The 25,564-nt window shown below is 61.6% G+C and carries 23 protein-coding genes; 17 read left to right on the forward strand and 6 right to left on the reverse strand.

What is annotated here, in order from left to right; all coding sequences use genetic code 11:
* Nucleotides 1–9 precede the first annotated feature (9 nt).
* From mshL to KW842_RS01305, 3 genes are read left to right on the forward strand one after another with little or no spacing between them, the layout of a single operon-like run.
* A complete protein-coding gene (mshL, locus tag KW842_RS01295; protein ID WP_218302282.1) occupies nt 10–1,797 on the forward strand; it encodes a pilus (MSHA type) biogenesis protein MshL in 1,788 nt (595 codons plus the stop codon).
* A 2-nt stretch (nt 1,798–1,799) separates the two neighbouring features.
* Nucleotides 1,800–2,693: an ExeA family protein gene (locus tag KW842_RS01300; protein ID WP_218302283.1), complete on the forward strand. Its 894-nt coding sequence runs from the start codon at nt 1,800–1,802 to the stop codon at nt 2,691–2,693.
* A complete protein-coding gene (locus tag KW842_RS01305) occupies nt 2,690–3,814 on the forward strand; it encodes a tetratricopeptide repeat protein (RefSeq protein WP_229223427.1) in 1,125 nt (374 codons plus the stop codon). Before KW842_RS01300 ends, KW842_RS01305 begins: the two co-directional genes overlap by 4 nt.
* Here KW842_RS01305 and KW842_RS01310 read toward each other — a convergent pair whose 3' ends face one another.
* The 3 genes from KW842_RS01310 to KW842_RS01320 are packed head-to-tail and all read right to left on the reverse strand — an operon-like array spanning nt 3,815 to nt 6,396.
* Nucleotides 3,815–4,762 (reverse strand): HD-GYP domain-containing protein, encoded by a 948-nt coding sequence (locus tag KW842_RS01310; RefSeq protein WP_218302284.1) that lies wholly within the window; start codon nt 4,760–4,762, stop codon nt 3,815–3,817.
* 15 nt (nt 4,763–4,777) lie between these two features.
* Nucleotides 4,778–5,932, reverse strand: a complete 1,155-nt coding sequence (locus KW842_RS01315) for a pyridoxal phosphate-dependent aminotransferase (protein WP_218302285.1) — start codon at nt 5,930–5,932, stop codon at nt 4,778–4,780.
* A 29-nt stretch (nt 5,933–5,961) separates the two neighbouring features.
* Complete coding sequence (locus KW842_RS01320) at nt 5,962–6,396, reverse strand: putative toxin-antitoxin system toxin component, PIN family (RefSeq protein ID WP_218302286.1); 435 nt, start codon at nt 6,394–6,396, stop codon at nt 5,962–5,964.
* A 36-nt stretch (nt 6,397–6,432) separates the two neighbouring features.
* Between KW842_RS01320 and yaaA the strand changes: the two genes are divergently transcribed.
* Nucleotides 6,433–7,203, forward strand: coding sequence for a peroxide stress protein YaaA (gene yaaA, locus KW842_RS01325; protein ID WP_218302287.1), 771 nt, complete (start codon nt 6,433–6,435; stop codon nt 7,201–7,203).
* Nucleotides 7,204–7,240: 37 nt separating this feature from the next.
* On the opposite strand, the gene KW842_RS01330 is transcribed toward yaaA, so the two are convergent.
* Nucleotides 7,241–8,056, reverse strand: coding sequence for an outer membrane protein assembly factor BamD (locus tag KW842_RS01330; RefSeq protein ID WP_218302288.1), 816 nt, complete (start codon nt 8,054–8,056; stop codon nt 7,241–7,243).
* Between the two features lie 87 nt (nt 8,057–8,143).
* Here KW842_RS01330 and KW842_RS01335 point away from each other — a divergent pair, with 87 nt between their 5' ends.
* Both KW842_RS01335 and pgeF read left to right on the forward strand, forming a co-directional pair.
* Nucleotides 8,144–9,166, forward strand: coding sequence for an RluA family pseudouridine synthase (locus KW842_RS01335; RefSeq protein WP_229223428.1), 1,023 nt, complete (start codon nt 8,144–8,146; stop codon nt 9,164–9,166).
* Nucleotides 9,166–9,954 (forward strand): peptidoglycan editing factor PgeF, encoded by a 789-nt coding sequence (gene pgeF / locus KW842_RS01340; protein WP_218302290.1) that lies wholly within the window; start codon nt 9,166–9,168, stop codon nt 9,952–9,954. The genes KW842_RS01335 and pgeF overlap by 1 nt, the downstream gene beginning before the upstream one ends.
* On the opposite strand, the gene KW842_RS01345 is transcribed toward pgeF, so the two are convergent.
* Nucleotides 9,937–10,146 carry a hypothetical protein gene (locus KW842_RS01345; protein WP_161021038.1) on the reverse strand — a complete coding sequence of 70 codons (210 nt, stop codon included), beginning with the start codon at nt 10,144–10,146 and terminating at the stop codon, nt 9,937–9,939. The two genes, pgeF and KW842_RS01345, sit on opposite strands and share 18 nt — an antisense overlap.
* Nucleotides 10,147–10,175: 29 nt before the next feature.
* Here KW842_RS01345 and phaC point away from each other — a divergent pair, with 29 nt between their 5' ends.
* The 8 genes from phaC to KW842_RS01385 all read left to right on the forward strand — a co-directional run bounded on the left by phaC (nt 10,176) and on the right by KW842_RS01385 (nt 20,912).
* On the forward strand, nt 10,176–11,822 hold the full coding sequence (gene phaC / locus KW842_RS01350; RefSeq protein ID WP_218302291.1) for a class I poly(R)-hydroxyalkanoic acid synthase: 1,647 nt from the start codon (nt 10,176–10,178) through the stop codon (nt 11,820–11,822).
* 170 nt (nt 11,823–11,992) lie between these two features.
* On the forward strand, nt 11,993–12,544 hold the full coding sequence (gene phaR / locus KW842_RS01355) for a polyhydroxyalkanoate synthesis repressor PhaR (RefSeq protein ID WP_218302292.1): 552 nt from the start codon (nt 11,993–11,995) through the stop codon (nt 12,542–12,544).
* Between the two features lie 153 nt (nt 12,545–12,697).
* Nucleotides 12,698–14,089, forward strand: a complete 1,392-nt coding sequence (locus KW842_RS01360; RefSeq protein WP_218302293.1) for a GH1 family beta-glucosidase — start codon at nt 12,698–12,700, stop codon at nt 14,087–14,089.
* Between the two features lie 50 nt (nt 14,090–14,139).
* A complete protein-coding gene (locus KW842_RS01365) occupies nt 14,140–15,381 on the forward strand; it encodes an ABC transporter substrate-binding protein (protein WP_218302294.1) in 1,242 nt (413 codons plus the stop codon).
* A 3-nt stretch (nt 15,382–15,384) separates the two neighbouring features.
* On the forward strand, nt 15,385–16,269 hold the full coding sequence (locus KW842_RS01370; protein ID WP_218302295.1) for a carbohydrate ABC transporter permease: 885 nt from the start codon (nt 15,385–15,387) through the stop codon (nt 16,267–16,269).
* Nucleotides 16,270–16,358: 89 nt separating this feature from the next.
* Nucleotides 16,359–17,237 carry a carbohydrate ABC transporter permease gene (locus tag KW842_RS01375; RefSeq protein ID WP_373925131.1) on the forward strand — a complete coding sequence of 293 codons (879 nt, stop codon included), beginning with the start codon at nt 16,359–16,361 and terminating at the stop codon, nt 17,235–17,237.
* A 3-nt stretch (nt 17,238–17,240) separates the two neighbouring features.
* Nucleotides 17,241–18,326: an ABC transporter ATP-binding protein gene (locus KW842_RS01380; protein ID WP_218302296.1), complete on the forward strand. Its 1,086-nt coding sequence runs from the start codon at nt 17,241–17,243 to the stop codon at nt 18,324–18,326.
* 168 nt (nt 18,327–18,494) lie between these two features.
* On the forward strand, nt 18,495–20,912 hold the full coding sequence (locus KW842_RS01385; RefSeq protein ID WP_218302297.1) for a TonB-dependent receptor: 2,418 nt from the start codon (nt 18,495–18,497) through the stop codon (nt 20,910–20,912).
* Here KW842_RS01385 and KW842_RS01390 read toward each other — a convergent pair.
* Nucleotides 20,909–21,922: a LacI family DNA-binding transcriptional regulator gene (locus KW842_RS01390; RefSeq protein ID WP_218302298.1), complete on the reverse strand. Its 1,014-nt coding sequence runs from the start codon at nt 21,920–21,922 to the stop codon at nt 20,909–20,911. The genes KW842_RS01385 and KW842_RS01390 overlap by 4 nt on opposite strands.
* 94 nt (nt 21,923–22,016) lie before the next feature.
* On the opposite strand from KW842_RS01390, the gene rimO reads away from it, so the two are divergent.
* From rimO to KW842_RS01405, 3 genes are all read left to right on the forward strand, one after another.
* Nucleotides 22,017–23,408: a 30S ribosomal protein S12 methylthiotransferase RimO gene (rimO, locus tag KW842_RS01395; RefSeq protein ID WP_218302299.1), complete on the forward strand. Its 1,392-nt coding sequence runs from the start codon at nt 22,017–22,019 to the stop codon at nt 23,406–23,408.
* Nucleotides 23,409–23,488: 80 nt separating this feature from the next.
* Nucleotides 23,489–24,337 carry a creatininase family protein gene (locus KW842_RS01400; RefSeq protein WP_229223429.1) on the forward strand — a complete coding sequence of 283 codons (849 nt, stop codon included), beginning with the start codon at nt 23,489–23,491 and terminating at the stop codon, nt 24,335–24,337.
* The gene (locus KW842_RS01405; protein ID WP_218302300.1) at nt 24,334–25,563 is read left to right on the forward strand and encodes a YncE family protein; all 1,230 of its coding nucleotides are present in this window, start codon (nt 24,334–24,336) and stop codon (nt 25,561–25,563) included. Before KW842_RS01400 ends, KW842_RS01405 begins: the two co-directional genes overlap by 4 nt.
* The last annotated feature ends 1 nt before the right edge of the window (nt 25,564 follow it).

Raw genomic sequence — 25,564 nt, forward strand, 5'->3', positions numbered from 1 at the left:
AGAATGCTTATGCAAAACATCCTGACTATCGCCGTTGTGGCGTCCGCGCTGCTGCTGGCTGGCTGCAAGACTCCGTCCACGCGCGATACCTATGACAAGATCAGTACCGAGGTGAATACGGCCGCTACCAAGCCATCCACCGTGACCCAGAATGAAGCCGTGTCGGCTGCCTTATTGCCGCCGGTGTCGCAGCTGGGCGAGCAACTGCCGAAAGCGCGCGCGGTGCTGGAAGAACGTTTCAACGTGTCGTTCAACAATGTGCCGGTGCAGCAGTTCTACAATTCCATCGTGGCGGGCACCCGCTACAATATGCTGATCAATCCCGAGGTCACCGGCAATATCACCGCCAACCTGAAAGACGTGACCTTGTTCGAGGCGCTGGATGCGATCCGCGAACTGTATGGCTACGACTACAAGATAGAAGGCACGCGCATCTACATCCGTCCGCTGACCATGCAGACCAAGATGTTCAAGATTAACTACCTGACTGCGATCCGCAAGGGCGTGTCCAGCCTGCGCGTGTCGTCGACTTCGGTGGCCAATGCCGGCACCAGCAACAGCGGCAGCCAGTCCAACGGTAACAACGGCAGCAACGGCAGCAACGGCAATAACAATGGTGGCAATGGCAATAATGGCAACGATCAGAACAATCCGAACGGTACGCAGACGCAGCGCGACTCGGCCAATGTCTCCACTACCTCGGAAAGCGATTTCTGGTTGGAGCTGAAAACCTCGCTGGAAGCCATCGTCGCCACCGGCAAGGATGGCCGCAGTGTCACCATCAGCCCGCAGTCGGGCGTGATCGTGATCCGTGCCATGCCGGACGAACTGCGCAATGTCGATATGTACCTGAAGGCCACCCAGCTGTCGGTCGACCGGCAGGTGATTTTGGAAGCCAAGATTCTTGAAGTGGAGCTGAACAGCAATTACCAGAGCGGCGTCAACTGGGCGGCGTTTGGCAAGTTTGCTTCGGGCGGCAATAACCGCTTCTCGATGGGCACGCTGCAACCGGACACCACGCTGCGTCCGCTGGGCGCGTCGCTGAGCAGCCCAGGCAACACCGGCCTGATCGCCACGCCGGGCAGCGCGCTGGGCGCGTCGAGCGAGGCGGTTGGCGCACTGTTCGGCCTGGCCTTCCAGACCAGTAATTTTGCCGCGCTGATTTCCTTCCTTGAGGGGCAGGGCACGGTGCACGTGCTGTCCAGCCCGCGTATCGCCACGCTGAACAATCAGAAGGCGCTGCTGAAAATCGGCACCGACGAGTTCTATGTGACCGGCGTCAGCACCACCACCAGCACCAGCGGCAACGGCACCGGCGTAACTTCGCCGACCGTGACGTTGCAGCCGTTCTTTTCCGGCGTGGTGCTGGACGTGACGCCGCAGATCGATGACGAAGGCAATATCATCCTGCACGTACACCCATCGGTGAGCCAGGTATCCACCATCAACAAGGCGCTGAATCTCGGCTCGCTGGGCAATTACAACCTGCCGCTGGCGGCGTCTTCGACCTCCGAAATGGACAGCATGGTGCGCGGCCAGAATGGCCAGGTGGTTGCCATTGGCGGCCTGATGCGCCAAGCCACGACCACCGATAATTCCGGTCTGCCAGGCGTGGCCAAGGTGCCGGTGCTGGGCGCGCTGTTCGGCAGCAAGAACGAAGTCGTGCAGAAGCGCGAGCTGGTGGTGCTGATCAAGCCGACCATCGTCGAAACCTCGTCCGACTGGAACCGTGACCTGCTCGATAGCGGCCGCCGCCTGAAAGAGCTGGACCCACGCCGCGCCACAGGACGCAACTGATCATGTATAGCAAACATTTCGGCCTGCGCGAGGCGCCGTTCAGCATCACGCCCGATACCAGCTATTTCTTCACCAGCCCGCATTCGCAGGAGGCGCTGAATACCTTGCTGGTGGCGGCCAAGAGCGGCGAGGGCTTCATCAAGATCACTGGCGAGGTTGGCACCGGCAAGACGCTGCTGTGCCGTAAATTCATCGCCACCATCGGCCCGGATTTTGTCACCGCGTATATCCCCAACCCTTATCTGGAGCCGCGCACGCTGATGCTTGCCCTGGCGGATGAGCTGGAAGTGCCGATGGAGAAGGATGTCGATCAGCACCAGTTGCTGAAATCGATTACCAACCGCCTGATGGATCTGGCGCGCGAGGGCAAGCAGGTGCTGCTGCTGCTGGATGAGGCGCAGGCGATTCCGACCGAAAGCCTGGAAGCGCTGCGTTTGCTGACCAATCTGGAAACCGAGAAGCGCAAGCTGTTGCAGATTGTGCTGTTCGGCCAGCCAGAACTGAATCAGCATTTGCAGGCGAATTCGATCCGCCAGCTGGCGCAGCGGATTACCTTCCACTATCACCTGGGGCCGTTGTCGCGTGACGACATCGAGTATTACATTGCGCACCGTCTGCGCGTGGCGGGCTACACCGGTGGGCGGCTGTTCAATCGCGCGGCGATTTCGCGGTTGTACCAGGCCAGCGGCGGCATACCGCGGCTGGTCAATATCATGGCCAATAAATCGCTGATGCTGTGCTTCGGCGAAGGCAAGCAGCAGGTGACGCGGCATCACGTCAACCTGGCCGCCAGCGACACCGTGACGTCGCAACAGCGCGCGCGCTGGCCGTGGATGGCGGCCGGTGTAAGCTTGCTGATCGCCGCTTGCGGCCTGACCTGGGCGCTGACCAAATGAGCCTGATAAATAAAATGCTGCAGGACCTGGATGCACGCGGCGGCGCAGGGGATGCGCCGGTGCCGGATGATATCAAGGCGGTGCCGGTGGCGGAGCGCGATCGCCGTCCGCTGCTGATCGCCGGCGCGGCCGCTGGCGTGCTGGTGCTGGCGGCTGGCGGCTGGTATGGCTGGCAGTACTGGCAGTCGCATAGCGCGCCGCCGCCAGGGCCGCCACCAAAAATCGTCGATAACCGGCCGCATCCGGATTCGCTTGCCCAGGGCGAGTCTGCCAATCCCGCCGCGTTGCCCGCAGCTAAGCCCGGCATGCCGGCGCCAACGCCTGCCGTGGTCGACGCGCCGGGCGCGGGGGCTGCTGCGCAGGAGGCCTTGGATACGCCGGAGCCAGCCTCGGCGCCGGCGCTGCAAGGCGCCCAGCCGGATGCGTCGCCAACGCGGGCTGCTGCGGCGCCGAAGAGCCGGCGCGCTGCCGACCCTGCGGATGCGGCGGACGCAGCACGTCGGCGCAAGCCGGCCGCCACGCCGGCGGATGGCATCGTGCAGCACGACCTGACGCCCAAGCAAATGTCGGAAAACAGCTATCGCCGCGCATTGGCGGCCTTGCAGGAAGGACGCGTCAACGTCGCGCTAGCCGATCTGGATAAAGCGGTGGAACTCGATCCGCGCAACGACGCCGCGCGCCAGACCTACGTCAGCCTGCTGCTGGAAAACCGCCGCACCGACGACGCCATCCGCCAGCTGCGCCTGGCTCTGGGCGTGGAGCCACGCCAGCCTGGACTGGCGATGGTGCTGGCCCGCCTGCAACTGGAAAAAGGCGGCCCGGCGCTGGAGACATTGCTGAAAACCCTGCCGTATGCCGCCAATAACGCCGACTACCTGGCCTTCCTGGCGGGCGTGCTGCAACGCGAACAGCGCCACACCGAGGCGGCGGAACAATACCGCAACGCGCTGGCGATGGTGCCGGACAACGCCATCTGGTGGATGGGGCTGGGCATTTCGCTGCAAGCCGACCAGCACCTGCCGGAAGCGCGCGAAGCCTATCGCCATGCGCGCGCTGGCACTGGCCTGACGCCGGAACTGAAGGCCTTTATCGACCGCAAGCTGGACCAGCTATCGCGCTGATCACAAGCTTGCCTGCATGCCCCAGATCTGCTTCATGCTGAAGCGGGTCGCGGCCTGGTCTTCGCTGAGCCCCTCGGTGATGCCGCCCAGGCCGGTGTGGATGCAGCGCGGCTGAGCCGGTGACAGCATCGCGCCTGCCGCGTCGCGCAGGTAGTGCACCTGCAAGCCGCTGCTACAGCCCTGGCGGCGGCTGACCACGCCGATCTCGCCACCCTCCAGCTTCACCAGGCAGCCCGGCGGGAAATCACCCAGCTCGCGCTGGAAACAGCCGGCCAGATGCGGATCGACCGGCGCGGCCTTGTCTTCAATCAGATTGCGCAGTGCCAGGCTGGGCAGGATGGACTTGCGATAATTGCGCGCCGACACCTGCGCGCAGTAGCGGTCGGCAAAGCTCAGCAGCTTGGCGTTCAGCGTGACTTCCGGGCTGGCGATGCCGGCCGGGTAGCCGCTGCCACCATCGTTCTCGTGGTGCATCAGCACGCAGGAAATCCAGTCGTCATCATCCACGCCGACACAGCGCAGCATGTCGGCGCTTTCTTCGGGATGACGGCGCACGATGGCCATCTCCTCGCTGTTCAGCGGCGCGGTTTTGCTCTGGAAATTCTCGTGATGGCGCAGCATGCCGACATTCATGGTCAGCGCGGCGGCGGTGACGGTCAGCGTGCTGCTGGCGCTCATTTGCGTACTGCGGGCGATCACCACGGTCACCACGGCAGTCTCGATACAGTGCCGCACCGCGTAGGTGCCGTTGATCTGGCTGAGAAAAATGCAGGCCAGCGCCACATCGGGATTCAGCGCGACCGCGTGGATGACATCGGCCGCGATCTCGCGGATTTCGCCCTCGGCGTTGTGTTCGTTGCGCAGATTGTGCAGCAGGCGCTCCAGGCGGCGATTGCACTGGTTAAGCTGGTGCAGCACCGATGGTGACTCATGGTGTGGGTCGGACATTTCTCTATCCCGATCTTAAACTTTGGCCAGGCGTTCCAACGCGAGCGCCAGCGTCTCGTCCTTCTTGGCAAAGCAGAAGCGCACAATGCCGGATTCCTTGCCTTGCTGGTAAAACGCCGAAACGGGAATCGCTGCCACCTTGATTTCGCTGGTCAGCCATTCGGCGAATTCCGCTTCCGTCTGCTGAGAGATTTTATCGTAGCGCACGCACTGGAAGTAGGTACCGTCGGCTGGCAGCAACGCAAAACGGGTATTTTTCAGGCCGTCGCGGAACAGGTCGCGCTTGCGCTGGTAGAAGGTTGGCAATTCGAGATACGGTGTCGGATCGGCCATATAGTTGGCAATGCCATGCTGCATCGGCGTGTTCACGCTGAAGACGTTGTATTGATGCACTTTGCGGAACTCGGCCGTCAGCGCCGCCGGCGCTGCCACATAGCCGATCTTCCAGCCGGTGACGTGGTAGGTCTTGCCGAAACTCGATACGACAAAGGCGCGCTCCGCCAGCTCCGGATAGCGGCTGACGGATTCGTGCCGCTGGCCATCGTAGACCATGTGTTCGTAGACTTCATCCGACAGGATCAGCACGTCGCTGCCGCGCACGATGTCGCTCAGCGCCTGCATATCGGCGGCGCGCAGCACGGTGCTGGTGGGATTGTGCGGGGTGTTGATGATGATCAGGCGGGTCTTGCTGTTGACGGCGGCGGCCACCTTGGCCCACGGCACGGTATAGCCGGCTGCACCGACTTCCATTTCCACCGGCACCGGCACGCCGCCGGCCAGCGTAATCGCCGGCACATAGCTGTCGTACACCGGCTCGATGACGATCACTTCGTCGCCCGGATGCACACAGCACAGGATGGCAGTGGTCAGGCCCTGCGTGGCGCCGGCGGTGACGGTGATCTCGCTGTCAACGTTGTATTGATGGCCGTACAGCGTGGCGATCTTGGCGGCGATGGCCTGGCGCAGCACCGAGGCGCCGCTCATCATCGGGTACTGGTTGAAATCGGCCTGCATGGCGTCGTTGACGGCGTTCAGCAAGCTGCGCTCGCAGCCGAAATCAGGGAAGCCCTGGCCGAGGTTGACAGCGCCGGCTTGCGCGGCCAGCTGGGACATGCGGGTGAAAATGGTGGTTCCGACTGCTGGCAAGCGTGTCGTCAAGTGTGGCGTCATCGGCTAAAGGCTTGTTGTGGACAGATGACCTATTCTAGCGCAATCCACTTCTCCGGCAACATCACCTTGAACATGCCTTCGCGTTCCAGGCGGCGGGCCAGTTTCAGCAGTGCCTTGTCCTTGGTGATCAGTACCTCGGCCTGGGCGTCGCGGGCGATTTCGAGGAATTTCTGATCGGCCTTGTCGCTGCACACCGGCAGCTTGATGCCCGACTCCGGCGGCGCCACCACCTTGATCAGCGCGTCGAAGCGGGCGGCGGCCAGCGGGCGACTGTCGTCGTCGAGCGGCAGGTGCTTGTAGTGCAGCACGATGTTGTATTCGTCGCGGCAGTCGGCGCGGGTGACGGCTTCGATCTTGCCGTTTTCGATGGCACTGACCAGCTTGCTCCAGCGCGTATCGTTGAACACGAACAGATCGAGGCAAACGTTGGTGTCGATAACGACTTTCTTTGGAACAGGTATCATGTAGGCTAGTTACGTAAATATGTATTTTGGAATCTTATGCTGATAGTGCTTTCCCCGGCAAAAAGTCTCGACCTGGAGACTCCGCCAACCACCAAGCTGCACACCGAACCGTCGTTTCTCGATCATTCCGAACAACTGATCCATCGCCTGCGCGAATTTTCACCGGCCGAGCTGGGCCAGCTGATGGACTTGTCCGACAATCTGTCCGCGCTCAACGTGGCCCGCTACGCCTCCTGGACCAAGGATACGCATGAAGCGCGCCAGGCGGTGATGACCTTCAACGGCGACGTCTACGATGGCCTGGACGCGCGTACCTTGCAGCCGAAGCAGCTGGACTACGCGCAGTCGCGCATCCGCATCCTGTCCGGCCTGTATGGCATGCTGCGCCCGCTGGACCTGATCCACCCGCACCGGCTGGAAATGGGCACGCGCCTGAGCACGCCACGCGGCAAGAACCTGTACGACTTCTGGGGCGACACCATTGCCCAGGCGCTGAACCGGACCGCGGCCGAGCAGGGCGCGGAGACGCTGGTCAACCTGGCGTCCGAAGAATACTTCAAATCGGTCAAGCCCAAGGCGCTGGAGGTGCCGGTGATTACGCCACAGTTCGAGGACTGGAAGAGCGGCAAGTACAAAATCATCTCGTTCTACGCCAAGCGCGCACGCGGGCTGATGGCGCGCTACGCGGCGGTCAAAGGCATTACCGATCCGCACAAGCTGAAAAGGTTCGATGTCGACGGCTATAGCTTCGTGCCGGACGCCTCCGACGCTAAAACCTGGCTGTTCCGCCGCAAACTGGGTGAATAAAAAACCGGGACTCAGGTCCCGGCTTTTTTGCCTGCTTTTACATCGCGGCGTTGGAGCTCCAGAAGCGCCACCATTTGCGTTCCTGCTTTTTGCCTTCGTCCAGGAACTTGGAGTTAGGGTAGTTCAGCTTGAACACACGCTCGGTGTCGTTTTTCAGTTCGGTCATGCCCAGCTTGTCGTAGCTGCGTATCATGATGAACAGCGCTTCTTCGATCACCGGGGTGTCGCGGAAGTCGTTCATGATGCCCATGGCGCGGTTGGCGGCAGCCAAGTAGGCGCCACGGCGGTAGTAGTAGCGCGCCACGTGCACTTCATACGACGCCATCGCATTCAGCAGATAGCGCATGCGGTCCAGCGAGTCCGGGGTATACTTGCTGTTCGGGAACTTGGTCACCAGTTCCTTGAAGGCTGCGTACGCTTCGCGCGTGGCTTTCGGGTCGCGTTCGGTGGCGTCCTGCTCGTAGATGAAGTTCAGGAAGCCGATCTGGTCGTTGAAGTTGATCAGGCCGCGCAGATAGTACATATAATCGACGTTGGCGTGATTCGGGTGCAGCTTGATGAAGCGTTCCACCGCCGCCAGCGCCTGGGCCTGGTCTTGCGATTTGTAGTACGCATAGGCGATATTCATCTGCGCCTGCTGGGCATAGGTGCCGAATGGATAGCTCGATTCCAGGCGTTCGAACAACTGAATTGCACGCTCGTAGTGCTGGCCTTCCAGTTCTTCGTTCGCCTCCGAGTATAATTTCGATGCGCTCCAGCCTTTTGTTTCGTCGATCTTTTCAGAGAAAAGGCCGCAACCGGACAAACCAAGCAGAACCACTGTTGCTGCGACTACCGATAATTTTTTTTGCATATCTTTTGCAAGAAACTGTTTAACCAAAGTTTTACGAGGCTAATTATAGCCGATAGGATTACCGTGATATTAAACGCAAAGCCGAATTTGGCCGAATCTTCCTCCGAACACGATGCCGGCGCCGACCTGGTTGTCAACGACGGCGATTTTGGCGACGACGAGGACGGCCTGGCTCCGATCGAACTGCAGCTGGTGCCGGAACACTGCGGCCAGCGCCTCGATAAAGTCATTTCCGGCCTGGTGCCGCAATTTTCCCGCGGCCGCCTGCAAACCTGGATCACCGACGGCTTCGTCTCGGTGGACGGCAAACCGGCCAAAAGCAGCAAGGATACCGTCTACGGCGACGAGAAGGTCATCATTCTGCCCCAACCGGAGCCGGAAGACGAGGCTTTTAAGCCGGAACCGATGGAACTTAACATAGTTTTTGAGGACGAACACCTGATTGTGGTGAACAAACCGGCCGGCCTGGTGGTCCATCCGGGCGCCGGTAACTGGTCCGGCACGCTGCTCAACGGCTTGCTGCACCACAGCCCGCAGCTGGCCGGCGTGCCGCGCGCCGGCATTGTGCACCGCCTGGACAAGGATACCAGCGGCCTGATGGTGGTCGGCAAGACGCTGGCGGCGCAGACCGATCTGGTGCGCCAGCTGGCCGCGCGCACCGTCAAGCGCGAGTATTTCGCAGTCGTGTGGGGCACGCCGCGCATTAGCGGTACTATTGATGCGGCGATGGGACGCCACCCGCGCGACCGCGTCAAGATGGCGGTGTCGACCGGCATGGGTTCCAAGCCGGCCATCACCCACTACCAGCTGACTGCCAGCGGCAAGCTGGGCGAGGGCCGTCCCGTCAGTCTGGTGCAGTGCCGCCTGGAAACCGGCCGCACCCACCAGATTCGCGTGCACATGCAGTCGATCGGCTTCCCGCTGGTCGGCGATACGGTGTACGGCAAGCAGCACCTGGCCGACTATTTCCCGCGCCAGGCACTGCAGGCGCGCCGCCTGGGGCTGGTGCATCCGGCCACGGGCGAGCAATGCGAGTGGCTGGTGCCGCTGGCGCAAGATTTTGCCGAACTGCTGGCGCGAGCCGGTATCGAGGAACCGGAACAGATTTGATGTCTACACAGCAGCAGTGGTTGATTCCGAACTGGCCGGGCCTGCCAGACAACGTGGGTGTGCTGTCGACCACGCGCCGCGGCGGTGTCAGCCCGGCGCCATATGACGACGGCATGGGCGCCGGCGGCCTGAACCTGGGCACGCATGTCGGTGACCAGCCGCATAATGTGGCCGCCAACCGCGCCATCCTGCGCCAGATGCTGCCGGACGATCCGGTCTGGCTGTCGCAGGTGCACGGCACGGCGGTGGTCAATGTGGCCAAGGTCGGCCCGCAGCAGGTGCCCGATGCGGACGCCAGCCTGTCCACCGTTGCGGGTAAGGTGTGCGTGATCATGACTGCCGACTGCCTGCCGGTGCTGTTCGCCGATCAACAGGGCAAGACCGTGGCGGCTGCGCATGCCGGCTGGCGCGGCCTGGCTGCCGGCGTGCTGGAGAAAACCGTCGAGGCGATGCGCGCCGCCGGCGCCGGCGAGCTGACCGCCTGGATGGGGCCGGCAATTGGCGCGTATCAGTTTGAGGTGGGGGCGGAGGTCAAACAGACTTTCCTGGATGGTGCGCTGGATGCTTCCGGCGTGCGTCATGTCGACGCGGCCTTTAGCGTCATCGACGGCAAGCCGGGTAAATACCTGGCCGATATTTACGGACTGGCGCGCTACGTGCTGCACCGCGCCGGCGTGCGGCAGGTGCATGGCGGTGAATTCTGCACTGTCTCCAACTCCGGCCGCTTCTATTCCTACCGCCGCGATGGCGTCACCGGCCGTCAGGCCACCTTAATCTGGCTCAAATGAACGTGCTTCCCGTGCGGCTTGCTCAGCAGCGCGTCGCCGGGCTTTGCGTTTCCCCGTGCCCGCAATGTAAATCAGCGTCCCGAGCGGCAGCACGCAATAGAACAAAAACGTTACAATTCCCGCAACCACGGAAGTTTCCGTCAGCGCCATCAGGCCGACTACATAAATCCAAGCAATAGCAACAATCAGCATCGTGTTTAACTCACTTTAGGGAACCACACATGAATTTGCCCGATCCGAACGCTTTCGCCGCCTGGATGCAGTCCAATCCTGTGGCCGCCATGATGCAGGATGTCGGCGCGCACATCAAGCCGGAGGCGATGGAGCAGCTGAAGAATGCCTACCTCAAGGATTTCGGCGCCTTGTGGCAGGACTTCATCAGCGGCAAGGTTGCGCCGCCCAGCGACCGGCGTTTCAGCTCGGCCGCATGGCAGGGGAATCCGATGTCGGCGTTTAACGCCGCTGCCTATCTGCTCAACGCCAAATTCCTGACCGCGATGGTGGACACCGTCGATGTGACGCCGCCGCAGAAACAGAAAATCCGTTTCGCCGTGCAGCAGATTGTCGACGCCATGTCGCCGGCCAACTTCCTGGCCACCAATCCGGAAGCGCAGCAAAAGCTGGTCGAAACCAAGGGGGAGAGCCTGACGCGCGGCCTGGCCAATATGCTGGGCGATATGAACAAGGGCCATATTTCGCTGTCGGACGAATCGGCGTTCGAGGTCGGCCGCAACCTGGCGATTACCGAAGGCACGGTGGTGTATGAGAATCCGCTGTTCCAGCTGATCCAGTACACGCCGAAAACCGCCACCGTCAGCCAGACGCCGCTGCTGATGGTGCCGCCGTGCATCAACAAGTTTTACATCCTCGACCTGCAACCGGAAAATTCGCTGGTGAAGTATGCGGTGGAGCAGGGCAATACCGTGTTCCTGGTCTCGTGGAGCAATCCGGACAAATCGCTGGCGCACACCACCTGGGACGATTACGTCGACAAGGGCGTGATCCAGGCGATCCGCGTGGTGCAGGAGATAAGCGGCGAGGACAAACTGAATATGTTCGGCTTCTGCGTCGGCGGCACCATTGTCTCCACCGCGCTGGCGGTGCTGGCGGCGCGCGGCGAGCAGGTCGCCAACAGCCTGACCCTGCTGACCACCTTCCTCGACTTCAACGATACCGGCGTGCTGGATGTGTTTGTCGATGAAACCCAGGTATCGCTGCGCGAGCAGCAACTGAAGGACGGCGGCCTGATGCCGGGCCGCGATCTGGCCAGCACCTTCTCCAGCCTGCGTCCCAACGACCTGGTGTGGAACTATGTGCAGTCCAACTACCTCAAGGGCAATGACCCGGCCGCGTTCGATCTGCTGTACTGGAATTCGGACAGCACCAATCTGCCGGGGCCGATGTTCTGCTGGTATCTGCGCAACACCTACCTGGAAAACCGCCTGAAGACCGGCGAGCTGGTGGTGGCCGGTGAAACCGTCGATCTGACCAGCATCGACGCGCCAGCCTTCGTCTACGGTTCGCGTGAAGATCACATCGTGCCATGGCCGTCGGCATACGACTCGCTGGCCATCCTCAGCGGCCCGACGCGGTTTGTGCTGGGCGCCTCCGGCCACATCGCCGGCGTGATCAATTCGCCGGCCAAGAACAAGCGCAGCTACTGGACCAATGATAGCGGCAAGGCCGACAGCGCCGACGCATGGTTCCAGCAAGCCACGGAAAATCCCGGCAGCTGGTGGCCGGAATGGGCCCAATTCCTGAACGATAACGGCGGCAAAAAAGTGAAGCCGAAAGCCAAGCCTGGCAACGCCAGGTACAAGCCGATCGAACCGGCGCCCGGACGTTACGTCAAAGTAAAGGCTGATTGAAGTTTAGTTGGTTGCGTTGCAATAAAAGCCAATACTTATATCAGATTGTGCAAGTTATTTGGTTTCACCTCTATAATAAGTAAAAGTAGGCACGCGGGAAGCGGACTATCCGTCCGCTTTCTATCCGATTTTTAAGAGACATGCGCTGCGGCGCAATAAACGGACTTGTGATGAGTAGTGCGAAAAAAAATGCTGACCGCCTGATTAAAAAATATCCGAACCGTCGTCTGTATGACACGCAGACCAGTTCCTACATCACGTTGACCGACGTGAAACAGCTGGTGCTCGACAACGAGGAATTCACCGTTGTCGACGCCAAGAGTAATGAAGACCTGAGCCGCAGCATCCTGCTGCAAATCATTCTGGAAGAAGAGGCCAGCGGCGCGCCGATGTTCTCCAGCGATGTGCTGGCGCAGATCATCCGCTTCTACGGCCACGCCATGCAGGGCATGATGGGTTCCTACCTGGAGAAGAACGTCCAGGCCTTCACCGACATCCAGAGCAAGTTCACCGGCAGCGCCGTCGGCAGCCAGCCGTTCAGCCCGGAGATGTGGACCCAGTTCATGAACGTTCAGGGCCCGATGATGCAGGGCATGATGAACAACTACATCGACCAGAGCAAGAGCCTGTTCGTGCAGATGCAGGAGCAAATGCAGAACCAGAGCAAAAACCTGTTCGGCACCTTCCCATTCGCCCCGGTTCCTCCTGGCGACAAAAAGTAATTTCGCTACGTCCTTCGTAGTGCTCTACGGCACAGCTCACGCAAGTGGCTGTGCCGTTTTTGTAGCTTGATTACAAAATACCCACTATTTTGTTGACACTCAAAATTCTTCGGTAGTACTATCGACAACAGGTTATGGAAGCGCTTCCACTTGATGTTCAGCGAAGGAGTGTGTGTGGTGCCAGTTGCAAATGCAGAGACGTTTAATCCGGCGGCCGATTCGGTGCTATGGAATAAGGATTTCCTGATCGGCGCCGCCACGGCCGCTTATCAGATCGAAGGCGCGGTGCGTGAGGACGGCCGCATTCCATCGATCTGGGACACCTTCTCGGCCACGCCGGGCAAGGTGCTGGCCGGCGACACTGGCGAAATCGCCTGCGATCACTATCACCGCTGGCAGGAGGATGTGGAATTGCTGGCCGGCCTGCAGGTCGGCGCCTACCGCCTGTCGATTTCGTGGCCGCGCGTGATGACGGCCGACGGCAAGCCGAACGAGAAGGGCATCGATTTCTATCGCAGGCTGCTGAAGGCCTTGCGCGCCAAGGGCCTGAAGACTTACGTCACGCTGTACCACTGGGACCTGCCGCAGCACCTGGAAGACAAGGGCGGCTGGGTCAACCGCGATACCGCCTACCGCTTTGCCGAATACGCCGACATGATCAGCCGCCAGCTGAAAGGCCTGGTCGATGCGTGGGCCACGCTGAACGAGCCATGGTGCTCGGCCATGCATGGCTATGGCACCGGCCACCACGCGCCGGGCAAGCAGGACGTGGTATTCGCCACCCAGGCCATGCACCACCTGCTGCTGGGGCACGGACTGGCAGTGCGGCACCTGCGCGCCAACGATCCGGCGGCGCAAGTCGGCATCGTCGCCAACGTGGGGCGCGGCACCAGCACCGACGCCAGCGCTGCCGGCCAGCGCGCGGCCTGGCTGTTCGAGCTGCAGCACAATAACTGGATACTCGACCCGCTGCTGAAGAAGTCCTATCCATCGGCGCTGTGGGAGCTGTGGCCTGGCGCGCAGCCGACCATTCTGAACGGCGACATGGACATCATCGGCGCGCCGCTGGATTTCCTCGGCATTAATTACTACTTCCGCACCAATGTGGTGAGCGACGGCAAGCATGGCTACACCGAAGTGTATCTGGAAGGCGTCGAGCGCACGCAAATGGGATGGGAAGTATACCCGGACGGCTTGCGCCACCTGCTGGTCGGCTTCCACCGCGACTATCCGAACCTGCCGCCGATCTACATCACCGAGAACGGCATGGCCACCGATGACAAGGTGGTCGATGGCGAAGTGCATGACAGCCAGCGCATCAGCTTCCTGAACCGCCACCTGGCAGCGGTGGACCAGGCGGTGAAAGCCGGTGTCGATGTGCGCGGCTACTTTATCTGGTCGCTGCTGGATAATTTTGAATGGGCCTTCGGTTATGAGCGCCGATTCGGTATCATCCACGTCGACTATGCGACACAGAAGCGCACGTTGAAACGCAGCGCTAAACTGGTTACACAATTTTTGGCGCAGCGGTCCGCCCAAAAGTAAGTTCCACGAATAGAATGGGGCGCTTTGACGCCCTCAGGGAGACAGACAGAATGTACAAGGCCACACAACTGGGCTGCGCCATCGCGCTCGCCCTGTCAGCAGCCGGCGCGGCCAACGCGCAGGCGCCGCTGAAAGCCACCGTGATTCACTGGTGGACCTCGGGCGGCGAATCAGCCGCAGTCAAGCAGTTCGCGGACGCTTATAACAAGGCCGGCGGCCAGTGGGTCGACCAGGCTGTTGCCGGCGCCGACCAGTCGCGCGCCACCACCATCAACCGCATCGTTGGCGGTAATGCGCCGACCGCCGCGCAGTTCAACACCTCCAAGCAGTTCCGCGATTTCGTCGAACAGGGCTTGCTGAATAATGTGGACGACGTGGCGATCGCCGGCAAGTGGGAGCAGATCATGCCGCCGTCTATCCTGCAAGCGATCAAGGTCAATGGCCATTTCTACGCGGCGCCGGTGGACATCCACATGCCCGCGTGGTTCTTCTACTCCAAGGCCGCGTATAAAAAAGCCGGCATCACCAGCGAACCGCAGACCTGGGAAGAATTCCTGGCGCAGCTGGCCAAGCTGAAAGCGGCGGGCGTGGTGCCGCTGGCCTTTGGCGGCCAGGTCTGGCAGGAGAAGATCACCTTCGACGCCATCTTCGCCATGGTTGGCGGTGCGGACCTGTATCTGAAAGTTTATCGTGACCGTGACCAGAAAGCCGTGATGTCGCCGGCCTTCAAGCAGGTGCTGGTGGAGTTCAAAAAACTGAAAGGCTTTGTGGACGCAGGCTCGCCGGGCCGCAACTGGAACGACGCGACTGCGCTGGTTGTCCAGGGCAAAGCGGGCGTGCAGATCATGGGCGACTGGGCCAAGGGCGAATTCGCCGCTGCCAAACAAGTGGCCGGCAAGGACTTCGGCTGCTACGCCGGCTTCGGCCCGAAAGCGCCATACATCGTGGCCGGTGACGCCTTCGTTTTCCCGAAAACGAATGACGCCAACGCCATCAAGGCGCAGAAGCTGCTGGCCAACGTGGTTACCTCGCCGGCCGCGCAAGTGGCTTTCGCCGCGCGCAAGGGGGCGATCCCGATCCGTGGCGATGTCGATGAATCGCAGCTGGACCTGTGCGCGCGCCAGGGACTGGCGATCATGAAGGACAAATCGCGCCAGCTGCCGAACAGCGAAATGCTGGCGACGCCGGACACCACTGGCGCATTGCAGGACGTGCTGACCAGCTACTGGAACAAGAACCAGTCGCCGGACGATGCGCAAAAAGCCTTCGCCCGCGCCATCAAGGGCGACTAAGCCATGACGAAGAAACGTCAAAGCGTTTCCTTTGCCGCCTACATCGCCATCTTGCCGATGGCCTTGACGGTGCTGCTGGCCTACCTGGGCACGATGCTATGGACCGCGCGCGTCTCGGTCAGCAGCTCGCGCACCTTCCCGGCCAGCGACTTTGTCGGCGCCTCGCAATACATCCGCCTGTTCAATAACGAACGCTGGCTGCTGTCGCTGCAAAACGTCGCCATGTATGGCGTGCTGTTCATCGCCGCCTGCCTGATCATCGGCTTCCTGCTGGCGGTGTTCATCGACCAGAAGGTGATGGCGGAAGGCGCACTGCGTACCGTGTTCCTGTATCCGTATGCGATGTCCTTTGTCGCCACGGGCCTGATCTGGCAGTGGATATTGAATCCGGAGCTGGGCATCCAGGAAGTGCTGCGCAAGCTGGGTTGGCCCGATGCGCAATTCGACTGGATAGTCGACCAGGACATGGCGATTTACACGATTGTGATCGCCACTGTATGGCAGGCCTCCGGGCTGGTGATGGCGCTGATGCTGTCCGGCCTGCGCGGTGTCGACGACGAAATCTGGAAGGCCGCACGCATCGATGGCATCCCGCGCTGGCGCGTCTACGGCAGCATCGTGCTGCCGATGCTGGGACCGTCGGTATCGACCGCCTTCGTGCTGCTGTTCGTGATGGTGGTGAAAGTGTTCGATGCGGTGGTCGCGATGACGCAGGGCGGTCCGGGCACGGCCAGCGAAGTGCCGGCCAAGTTCATCATGGACTATTTGTTCGGCCGCGCCAATATCGGCCTGGCTTCCGCCGCATCGATCGTACTGCTGCTGACGGTGCTGGCCATCGTCGCGCCGCTGTACTTTGTGCGCAATCGCCGCGCCGCACTGGGGGCATGATGGGACAAGTTGTGAAACTCGATAAAACCACCGACGCCAGCGCGCGCGCCGCAGAGCAGGCCCGTCTGGCGGCCGCCAATGACGCCAGCATCCCGACGCCGCGCCCGCGCCGCAAGCTGGCGTGGACGCCGGCCCGCATCGGTGTGTACGCCTTCCTGATCGTGGCGGCGCTGTTCTTCCTGCTGCCGCTGTATGTGATGCTGGTGACCTCGGTCAAGCCGATGGAGGAAATCCGCCTCGGCACGCTGTTCGCGCTGCCGCAGCATTTGACGCTGGAGCCGTGGGTACAAGCCTGGTCCTCGGCATGTACCGGACTGGAATGCGACGGCATCCGTGGCGGCTTCTGGAACTCGGTGGCGATTGTGGTGCCGAGTACCATCCTGTCGATTGCGATTGGCGCGATCAACGGCTATGCGCTGTCGTTCTGGCGTCCGCGCGGCGCCGGCGTGCTGTTTGCGATCCTGATGATGGGCGCCTTCATTCCGGTGCAGGTGATGATCTATCCGCTGGTGCGGGTGCTGGCGGCGGTGAACCTGTTCAGCTCTCTGCCGGGCATCATCCTGATCCACACCATCTTCGGCATGCCGGTGATGACGCTGCTGTTCCGTAATTACTATGCGGCGCTGCCGATGGAGCTGTTCAAGGCGGCGCGCATCGACGGCGGCGGCTTCTGGCGCATCTTCGTGCAGCTGATGCTGCCGATGTCAACGCCGGTGATCGTGGTCGCGGTGATCATGCAGGTGACCGGCATCTGGAACGACTTCCTGCTTGGCCTGGTGTTTGCGGGTTCGGAGCACCTGCCGATGACGGTCCAGCTGAACAACATCATCAACACCACCACCGGCGAGCGCCTGTACAACGTGAATATGGCGGCGACCATTCTGACGTCGGTCGTGCCGCTGGCGCTCTACTTTATTTCTGGCCGCTGGTTTGTGCGCGGCATTGCCTCTGGCGCTGTGAAGGGTTAAACCATGTCTAACGTAGCTATTCGTAATTTGCAGATCCAGCTGGGCGGCAACCGGGTGATTGAATCGCTCGACCTGGATGTCAAAGCAGGGGAGTTCGTGGTGCTGCTCGGGCCATCCGGCTGCGGCAAGTCGACGCTGTTGCACAGCATCGCCGGCCTGATCGACACCAGCGCGGGCCAGATCGAAATCGGCGGCCGCGACATGACCTGGGCCGATCCGAAAGACCGCGGCATCGCGCTGGTGTTCCAGTCGTATGCGCTGTATCCGACCATGAATGTGGAATCGAATATGTCGTTCGGGCTGCGCATCAACGGCACGCCGAAGGCGGAAATCGCCCGCCGCGTCAACCGCGCCTCGGACATGCTGCAACTTGGCCCGCTGCTGAAGCGCAAGCCGGCCAATCTGTCGGGCGGGCAGCGGCAGCGGGTGGCGATTGGCCGCGCCATCGTGCGCGAAGCTGACGTGATGCTGTTCGACGAACCGCTGTCCAATCTCGATGCCAAGCTGCGCACCGAACTGCGGCGCGAGCTGAAGCAGCTGCACAAGCAGCTGGGCGCGACCATGATCTACGTCACCCACGACCAGGTCGAGGCAATGACGCTGGCGCAGCGCATGGCGGTGATGAAGGGCGGCGTGGTGCAGCAGTTCGACACACCCGACGTGGTCTACAATACCCCGGCCAACCTGTTCGTGGCGACCTTCCTTGGTTCGCCGGGCATGAACCTGTTCAAAGGCGCGCTGGAAACGCAGGACGGCCGCACCGTGTTTAGCAACCAACACCTGACGGTCGACGTGACCGGCTACCCATTCAAGCAGCCGCTGGCCGGCAAGCACACATGCGTGCTGGGCGTGCGGCCGGAAGACATCGACGTCGGGCATGTTGACGGCGTTGGTCAGGCGGTACGCGCATCGGTTTCGCTGATCGAAGCGATGGGCGCCCACCGCGTAGTATGGCTGGACTTCCACGGCGCCCAGATCGCGGGCATCGTGCAGGACCAGCAACAGATCGAAACCGAGAAAGACATCAGCTTCTCGATCCGCACCAACCGTATTTCCCTGTTTGACGGAGCCACAGAACAGCGGCTCTAACACCCGGGGTCAGTTCTGCCAAACGTACACGAGCTCATGTACATTTGGCGGAACTGACCCCGGAATTTCCGTAGTTGCCTAATCACCGGGTCTGCCATGGTATGGCCCGACGCACGCGTGCGTCTTGTGGTGGAACCGGTTCCACTTGGAAGAAGCGAGGAGACATCAATGAAGAAAACCGTTTTAGCCTTGAGCATCGCGCAGATGATGTTAAGCGGCGGCGCGGCGTATGCGCAGCAGCAGGCGTCGGCAGATACCCCGGCGGCCAGCGACAACGTCGAGAAGATCATCGTCACCGCCACCCGCCGCGATACGCTGGTGCAGGACACGCCGCTGGCGATTACCGCCTTTACCCAGGATACGCTGGCCAATAACCAGGTCAAGGATCTGGCCTCGATGACCGCCATGGTGCCTAGCCTGGTGGTCGAGCCGCATAGCGATTCGGGCGGCGTGCACGTCTACATGCGCGGCGTGGGTTCGGCCAATCACACCGAGCTGGGCGACCCGGCGGTGGCGTTTTATGTGGACGGCATTTACGTGCCGCGTCCGCAGGGCGCCACGGCGCTGATGTATGACCTGAACCATGTCGAGGTGGCGCGCGGCCCGCAAGGTACGCTGAACGGCCGTAACTCGACCGCCGGCGCGGTCAACCTGGTTTCCGGTGCGCCGAGCACCTCCAAGGTATTCGGCTCGGCCAGCGTGGTGGTCGGCGATTATCATCGCCTGCAAACTCAGGCCATGATCAATATTCCGCTCGGTGAGGATATCGCGCTGCGTGTCGCCGCTATCAAGGATCAGCATGACGGCTACGTCGATTTTCGCAAAGGTTCCAATGTGTCGCCCGGCGCGAAGAAGTATGGCGCTGGCGATCAGCAGGGCGCGCGCGCTTCGCTGCTGTGGAAGTTCACGCCGGACCTGAAGGCCACTTTCATCGCCGATTATTACAGCGACACTGGCGCCGGCAATATCTATCTGGCGGCCGAGCCGAAGCCGGGCCAGGACCTGCGTTCCGCGCTGATCGATACCGTGGGCACGCTGGACCAGTCCATCATCACTGGCAAGGGCAAGGTGCAATGGCGGCCGGTGGATGGCATCGAAGCGCAGTACCTGGGTGCGTGGAGCCGCCTGAAACGCAGCAACGCCAGCGATGCGGACGCCGGCTTCTATCCAGGTTTCAAAGCCGAGAACCGTACCGAGTGGGGCCAGTTCGACAGCCTGTCCAACGAGCTGCAACTGCGCTCGGATTCTGAAGCGCCGCTGCAATGGGTCGGCGGCCTGTTCTTCTTCCGTGAGAAGAACAAGATCCGCTTCGACATCGACCGCAGCCAGATTTCGGAAGAGATGCTCAACCAGAGCATCGCCAACGGCAGCGTGATCTTCGTCCAGCCGACCGTCGGCCAGTATGCATCGGCGATGTCCTTCATCCAGGGCAACCGCCAGCTGCATTCCAAGGCCGCCTTCGCGCAGGCCAGCTATGAGCTGGACCCGATGTGGAAACTGACTGCCGGCGCACGCTACACCAAGGACCACAAGTACGATATCGGCGGCCAGAACTGGGCCTGCCCGAACTGGCCGGATAACGCGCCGCGCGGCGCCACGCTGACGCCGGGCCAGATCGCCCAGCTGGTCACGCCGGGCACCGGCACCATCAACACGCACAATATCGGGCCGGGCGGCGTGGTCAATCAGGCGACTTGCGGCAATACCTATGGCGACAACACCGCCGATCTGGCCTATGGCCAGGCGACCTGGCTGGGCCGCGTGGAGTACAAGGTGTCGAAAGATATCCTGACCTTCGCCTCGGTGACCACCGGCTTCCACTCGCCGGCCATCGGCGACGGCGGCGCCACCACCAAGCCGGAAAAGCTGACCAGCTATGAGCTGGGCTTCAAGTCGGACCTGCTGGACCGCCAGCTGTCGCTGAACATCGACGCGTTCTGGATGAAATACAAGGACAAGCTGGAATCGCAGGTGGTCAACAACACGCTGCAAAACTTCAATGCCGCCGGCGCCTCGGTGAAAGGTGTGGAAGCGGAATGGGCATGGCGTCCGACCAGTGTTGACCGCTTCAGCGGCAACGCCACCTGGCTGAAAGCGCGCTATGACGACTTCCTGTCCTGCGACGTGGATGCGGCGCGCGCCAACGGCCAGTCCTGCGGCACCACCGCGCCGACCGTCAACGTGGGCGGCAGTGTGCTGAAACACGCGCCGACCTTCGCCTCCACGCTGATGTACGAGCATGACTTCAATATCAGCACTGGCCGTATTACGCCGCGCATTTCGGCGCACTATGAGACGAAGTCGTTTATCGGTTCGGGTGCGTTTGCCAACGATGTGCCGGGTCATCCGGGTGTGAAGATGCAGGATGCATACACCACGCTGGACCTGAGCGTGCGCTACGAGCCGCGCGGCAAGGCTTACACGGCCGAGCTGTTCGTCAACAACGCGACCGACAAGGAAGTGAAGTATGACGCGATCGAAGTCTGCACCCAGGTTGGCGCGCCATGCCAGCCGAAGCAGCAGATCTGGGCAGCGTACTACAACAACCCCCGCACCCTCGGCGTGCGCGTGTCGGTGAAGTTCTAAGCCTGGCCAGGCGCGGCGACCGAGCCGCGCCTGGTGACGGTCACCGGAAACTCGCGGGTGATCTCGTGCTGCGTTCCGTAGCAGAGGTTGAGCAGCCAGCGCACCGCGTTCTGGGTCAGCTGCTGCATCGGGATGTGCACCGAGGTCAGGCCCGGTGAGGAAAATTCGGCCGAGTAGTCATCGTCATAGCCGACGATGGAGACATCGGCCGGCACGCTGATGCCGGCGCGGTGGAAGCACGACATCGCACCTACCGCCATTTCATCGTTGGCGCAGAACAGGCCGGTGAACGTCCGGCCTTCATCAATCAGCTGCTGGGTCGCGGCAAAGCCGCCTTCGCGCGAGAAGTCCGATGGAATCAGCCGCACATCGTCGCGCTGAATACCGCGCTTCGCCAGTTCGTCAAAGAAGCCGTGCAAGCGTTCCTCATTGTCCCAGGTGCCGGTCGGGCCGGAAACCACTGCCAGCTTGCGGTGGCCAGCCTCCAGCAGGGTTTGCGCCGCCAGCTCGCCACCGCGACGGTGATCGGGGCAGAACGAGGAGCTGTCCAGGCCCGGACCACGGCGGTTCAGGAAGGCCATCTTCGGATGCATCTTGTGCAGCATCTGCATGTCTTCATCAAACAAGTCATGGCCGAGCACTACGATACCGTCGCAATCGCGGCCGATCAGGAATTTGACCGCCTCGATGGCTTCTTCGCGCGGCGTGCCGTCGCCGCAGCCGGTGGCCACCACCACGTGGCGGCGCATGGCGCGCAGTTCGATGTCGGTTTGCTTGAGGATGGTGCCGTAGTAGGCGCCAAAGAAGGAGGGGCAGAAGATGCCGATCATGCCCAGCGACTGCGCCGACAGCGAGCGGCCGATGGAGGAAGGGCGGAAGTTGAGTTGTTCGATGGCGGCCTGGACTTTTTTCATCGCCTCGGCCGATACTGGCCCGGCGCCAGAAATGGCGCGCGATGCTGTCGACATGCCCACACCGGCAAGCATTGCGACGTCTTTCAGTGTTGCCACACAATCTCCTCTGAGCAAAGGGCGTTAAGGCACTATCCTAACATGGTATAATCGTCGATTGCTCGTAATCTTTGTGAAGTATTAAGCAACCTATATGCAATCGCAACCACTCTCTCGACTTCCCAAGCCAGCCGCCGGCGCGCCAGCACCGAAAGTGGGCTTCGTTTCGCTCGGCTGCCCCAAGGCGCTGGTGGACTCCGAACAGATCCTGACCCAGCTGCGCGCTGAAGGTTACGAGACTGCCAAATCCTATGACGGCGCCGATCTGGTGATCGTCAACACCTGCGGCTTCATCGACGCCGCCGTGCAGGAGTCTCTGGACGCCATCGGCGAAGCGCTGGCCGAAAACGGCAAAGTGATTGTGACCGGCTGCCTGGGCGCCAAAAAAGATGCCGACGGCTCGGACCTGATCACCAAGATCCACCCGAAAGTGCTGGCCGTCACCGGCCCGCACGCGCTGGGCGAGGTGATGGACTCGGTGCACCTGCATTTGCCGAAGCCGCACGAGCCGTTCATCGACCTGATCCCGCCGCAAGGCATCAAGCTGACGCCTAAGCATTACGCTTACCTGAAAATCTCCGAAGGCTGCAACCATCGCTGCTCGTTCTGCATCATTCCATCGATGCGTGGCGATCTGGTGTCGCGTCCTATCGGCGAGCTGCTGCTGGAAGCGGAGAACCTGTTCAAATCGGGCGTCAAGGAACTGCTGGTGATTTCGCAGGACACCTCGGCCTATGGCGTGGATGTCAAATTCCGCACCGGCTTCTGGAATGGCCGTCCGATCAAGACCCATATGACGCAGCTGATGGAAGCGCTGGGCGAGCTGGCCAAGTCGTACGGCGCCTGGGTGCGCATGCACTACGTCTACCCTTATCCGCACGTGGACCAGGTGATCCCGTTGATGGGCGAGCACGTTCTGCCTTACCTGGACATTCCGATGCAGCACGCGCATCCGGATGTGCTGAAGCGCATGAAGCGTCCGGCCAGCGGCGAGAAAAACCTGGACCGCATCCTGGCCTGGCGCAAGATGAATCCGGAGCTGACCATCCGCTCGACCTTCATCGCCGGTTTCCCTGGCGAGACCGAGGCGGAATTCGAATACCTGCTGGACTTCCTGAAAGAAGCGCAAATCGACCGCCTGGGCTGCTTCGCCTACTCGCCGGTGGAAGGCGCGACCGCCAATGAACTGGCGAATCCGGTGCCGGAAGAAGTGCGTGAAGAGCGCCGTGGCCGCGTGATGCTGCTGCAAGAGGAAATCTCGAAAGCCCGCCTGCAGGCCAAGGTCGGCAAGACCGTGCGCGTGCTGATTGATGAGGTCAACCGCACCGGTGGCGTAGGCCGTTCGGCTGCCGATGCGCCGGAAATCGACGGTGTGGTGTATGTCAAGCCACCGTTCGAACCGCACAAGAAACTGGTGGTCGGCCAGTTCGTCGACGTGAAGATTACAACATCCGACGCGCACGACCTGTGGGGCGCAGCGCTTTAAGAGCCTGCAAAGCCATTCGTCTACTATAATAAAGGCGGACCTGCGTTTTACGCGGTCCGCCTTTTTTATGACTGATGCTTATGCGTGACTTGAAATTCCCGGCGGTGCTGGCCGCCTGCATGCTGGTGGGCTTGATGGCGAGGCCGGTGGCTGCCGCCGAAGCGCCCGTCATGCTGGAAGAAATGACCAGCACCGAGCTGCGCGCCCGCATCGATGGCGGCGCGACCACCGCCATCATCCCGATCGGCGGCACCGAGCAAAGCGGCCCGTATATCGCGCTCGGCAAGCACAATGTGCGCGCCACGGTGCTGGCGCGGATGATCGCGCAAAGACTCGGCAACGCCGTGGTGGCGCCGGTCGTGGCTTACGTCCCGGAAGGCAGCATCACGCCGCCGGCCGGTCACATGAAGTTTGCCGGCACGCTGTCGATACCCGAATCCACCTTTGAAGACCTGCTGTACGGCGCCGCGCAAAGCCTGCGCCAGCACGGCTTCCGCCATATCGTGCTGATTGGCGACCATGGCGGCTACCAGAAAAGCGAAATCCGTGTGGCCGAGCGGCTGAATAAAGTATGGGTCAAGGACGGCAAGGCACGCGCCCTGGCGCTGCTGGCGTACTACGATGTCACGCAAGAACCTTTTATCGCTGACCTGGAAAAGCGCGGCTACAGCAAGGCCGAAATCGGCCTGCACGCCGGTCTGGCCGACGCTGCGCTAATGCTGGCCACCGACAAATCCCTGGTGCGCAGCGACGCGCTGGCGCATGGACCGTCGCCGACCGTGGCGCAGGGCGTGCGCGGTGATGCGCGCCGCGCCACCGCCGAACTGGGCAAGCTGGGCGTGCAGCGTATCGTCGATACCTCGGTCGCAGCGATTTCCGATTTTACGGCGCATGGCGCGCCATCCACTACGAGTAAAACATCCAAATGAAAACTAATCGCATCGTCTACGCGGCGCTGGCCGCTGTTGGTTTGATCGGCGCCGGCAGTCTGCTGGCTGTGGCGAATATGCAGCCGGCGCAAGCTGCTGCGTCCGCACCGGCCGTGGCGCCGGTGAATGTCTACGCTGGCATCAGCCCGGCCCATCTGAGCCCGGCCACCAAGGATCACCTGCCGCGCGTGTATGTGCCGAACCTGCGCTCCAACGATGTGTACGTGATTGACCCGGATACGCTGAAGGTGGTCGACAAGTTCAAGGTCGGCGTCGGCCCGCAGCACGTTGTACCGGGCTATGATTTGCAGGCGCTGTGGGTGGCGAATAATGCCGAGCGCACCAACAAGGGCAGCCTGACGCCAATCGATCCACGCACCGGCAAGCCGGGCACGCAAATTCCCGTGGAAGATCCCTACAATATGTACTTCTCGCCGGATGGTAAATCCGCCATCGTCGTGGCCGAAGCCTTGCACCGCCTGGACTTCCGCGATCCTAAAACAATGCAGATGCAGTACGCCATCGACGTACCGGAATGCGGCGGCATCAACCACGCCGATTTCTCGCCGGATGGCCGCTACGCCATGTTTACCTGCGAATTCGCCGGCTCGGTGGCGCGCATCAATCTGGCGACGCGCAAGGTGGAAGGCTATCTGAAGCTGTCGATGCCGGCCACGCGCTTCTCGGAAAAAGATCCGATCGACCAGCTACTGGCGAATGAGGTGTGCAGCAAGAAGAAAGGCATGCCGCAGGATATACGCGTTTCGCCGGACGGCAAGCGTTACTACATCGCCGACATGGACGCCGATGGCGTGCACGTCATTGACGCGGCGTCCTTCACCAAGGTCGGCTTCATCCCGACCGGCGTGGGCGCGCACGGCCTGTATCCTAGCCGCGACGGCACCAAGCTGTATGTGGCGAACCGCGGCACGCACGCCATCCACGGTAAGCGCAAAGGTAAGGGCCGCGTGACAGTGATCGACTTCGCCACCGAAAAAGTGGTAGCGCAATGGCCGATTCCAGGTGGCGGCAGCCCGGATATGGGTAACGTCAGCGCCGATGGCAAATACCTGTGGCTGTCTGGCCGCTTTGACGATGTGGTGTACCGCATCGACACCGCCAACGGCGACGTCAAGCAGATCAAAGTCGGCCAGGAACCGCACGGGCTGACCGTGTGGCCACAGCCGGGCCGCTACTCGCTGGGTCACACCGGCAATATGCGCTGAT

Source organism: Duganella sp. sic0402, from assembly GCF_019219065.1.
Taxonomy (GTDB): domain Bacteria; phylum Pseudomonadota; class Gammaproteobacteria; order Burkholderiales; family Burkholderiaceae_D; genus Rugamonas.

Coding starts and splice junctions, on each gene's coding strand:
- KW842_RS01365 (WP_218302294.1), top strand. CDS start 14,140: ATGTACAAGGCCACACAACTGGGCTGCGCCATCGCGCTCGCCCTGTCA.
- KW842_RS01310 (WP_218302284.1), bottom strand. CDS start 4,762: ATGTCCGACCCACACCATGAGTCACCATCGGTGCTGCACCAGCTTAAC.
- KW842_RS01320 (WP_218302286.1), bottom strand. CDS start 6,396: ATGATACCTGTTCCAAAGAAAGTCGTTATCGACACCAACGTTTGCCTC.
- KW842_RS01380 (WP_218302296.1), top strand. CDS start 17,241: ATGTCTAACGTAGCTATTCGTAATTTGCAGATCCAGCTGGGCGGCAAC.
- KW842_RS01305 (WP_229223427.1), top strand. CDS start 2,690: ATGAGCCTGATAAATAAAATGCTGCAGGACCTGGATGCACGCGGCGGC.
- KW842_RS01370 (WP_218302295.1), top strand. CDS start 15,385: ATGACGAAGAAACGTCAAAGCGTTTCCTTTGCCGCCTACATCGCCATC.
- KW842_RS01300 (WP_218302283.1), top strand. CDS start 1,800: ATGTATAGCAAACATTTCGGCCTGCGCGAGGCGCCGTTCAGCATCACG.
- KW842_RS01315 (WP_218302285.1), bottom strand. CDS start 5,932: ATGACGCCACACTTGACGACACGCTTGCCAGCAGTCGGAACCACCATT.
- yaaA (WP_218302287.1), top strand. CDS start 6,433: ATGCTGATAGTGCTTTCCCCGGCAAAAAGTCTCGACCTGGAGACTCCG.
- phaC (WP_218302291.1), top strand. CDS start 10,176: ATGAATTTGCCCGATCCGAACGCTTTCGCCGCCTGGATGCAGTCCAAT.
- KW842_RS01400 (WP_229223429.1), top strand. CDS start 23,489: ATGCGTGACTTGAAATTCCCGGCGGTGCTGGCCGCCTGCATGCTGGTG.
- pgeF (WP_218302290.1), top strand. CDS start 9,166: ATGTCTACACAGCAGCAGTGGTTGATTCCGAACTGGCCGGGCCTGCCA.
- KW842_RS01385 (WP_218302297.1), top strand. CDS start 18,495: ATGAAGAAAACCGTTTTAGCCTTGAGCATCGCGCAGATGATGTTAAGC.
- mshL (WP_218302282.1), top strand. CDS start 10: ATGCAAAACATCCTGACTATCGCCGTTGTGGCGTCCGCGCTGCTGCTG.
- phaR (WP_218302292.1), top strand. CDS start 11,993: ATGAGTAGTGCGAAAAAAAATGCTGACCGCCTGATTAAAAAATATCCG.
- KW842_RS01330 (WP_218302288.1), bottom strand. CDS start 8,056: ATGCAAAAAAAATTATCGGTAGTCGCAGCAACAGTGGTTCTGCTTGGT.
- KW842_RS01360 (WP_218302293.1), top strand. CDS start 12,698: ATGTTCAGCGAAGGAGTGTGTGTGGTGCCAGTTGCAAATGCAGAGACG.
- KW842_RS01405 (WP_218302300.1), top strand. CDS start 24,334: ATGAAAACTAATCGCATCGTCTACGCGGCGCTGGCCGCTGTTGGTTTG.
- rimO (WP_218302299.1), top strand. CDS start 22,017: ATGCAATCGCAACCACTCTCTCGACTTCCCAAGCCAGCCGCCGGCGCG.
- KW842_RS01345 (WP_161021038.1), bottom strand. CDS start 10,146: ATGCTGATTGTTGCTATTGCTTGGATTTATGTAGTCGGCCTGATGGCG.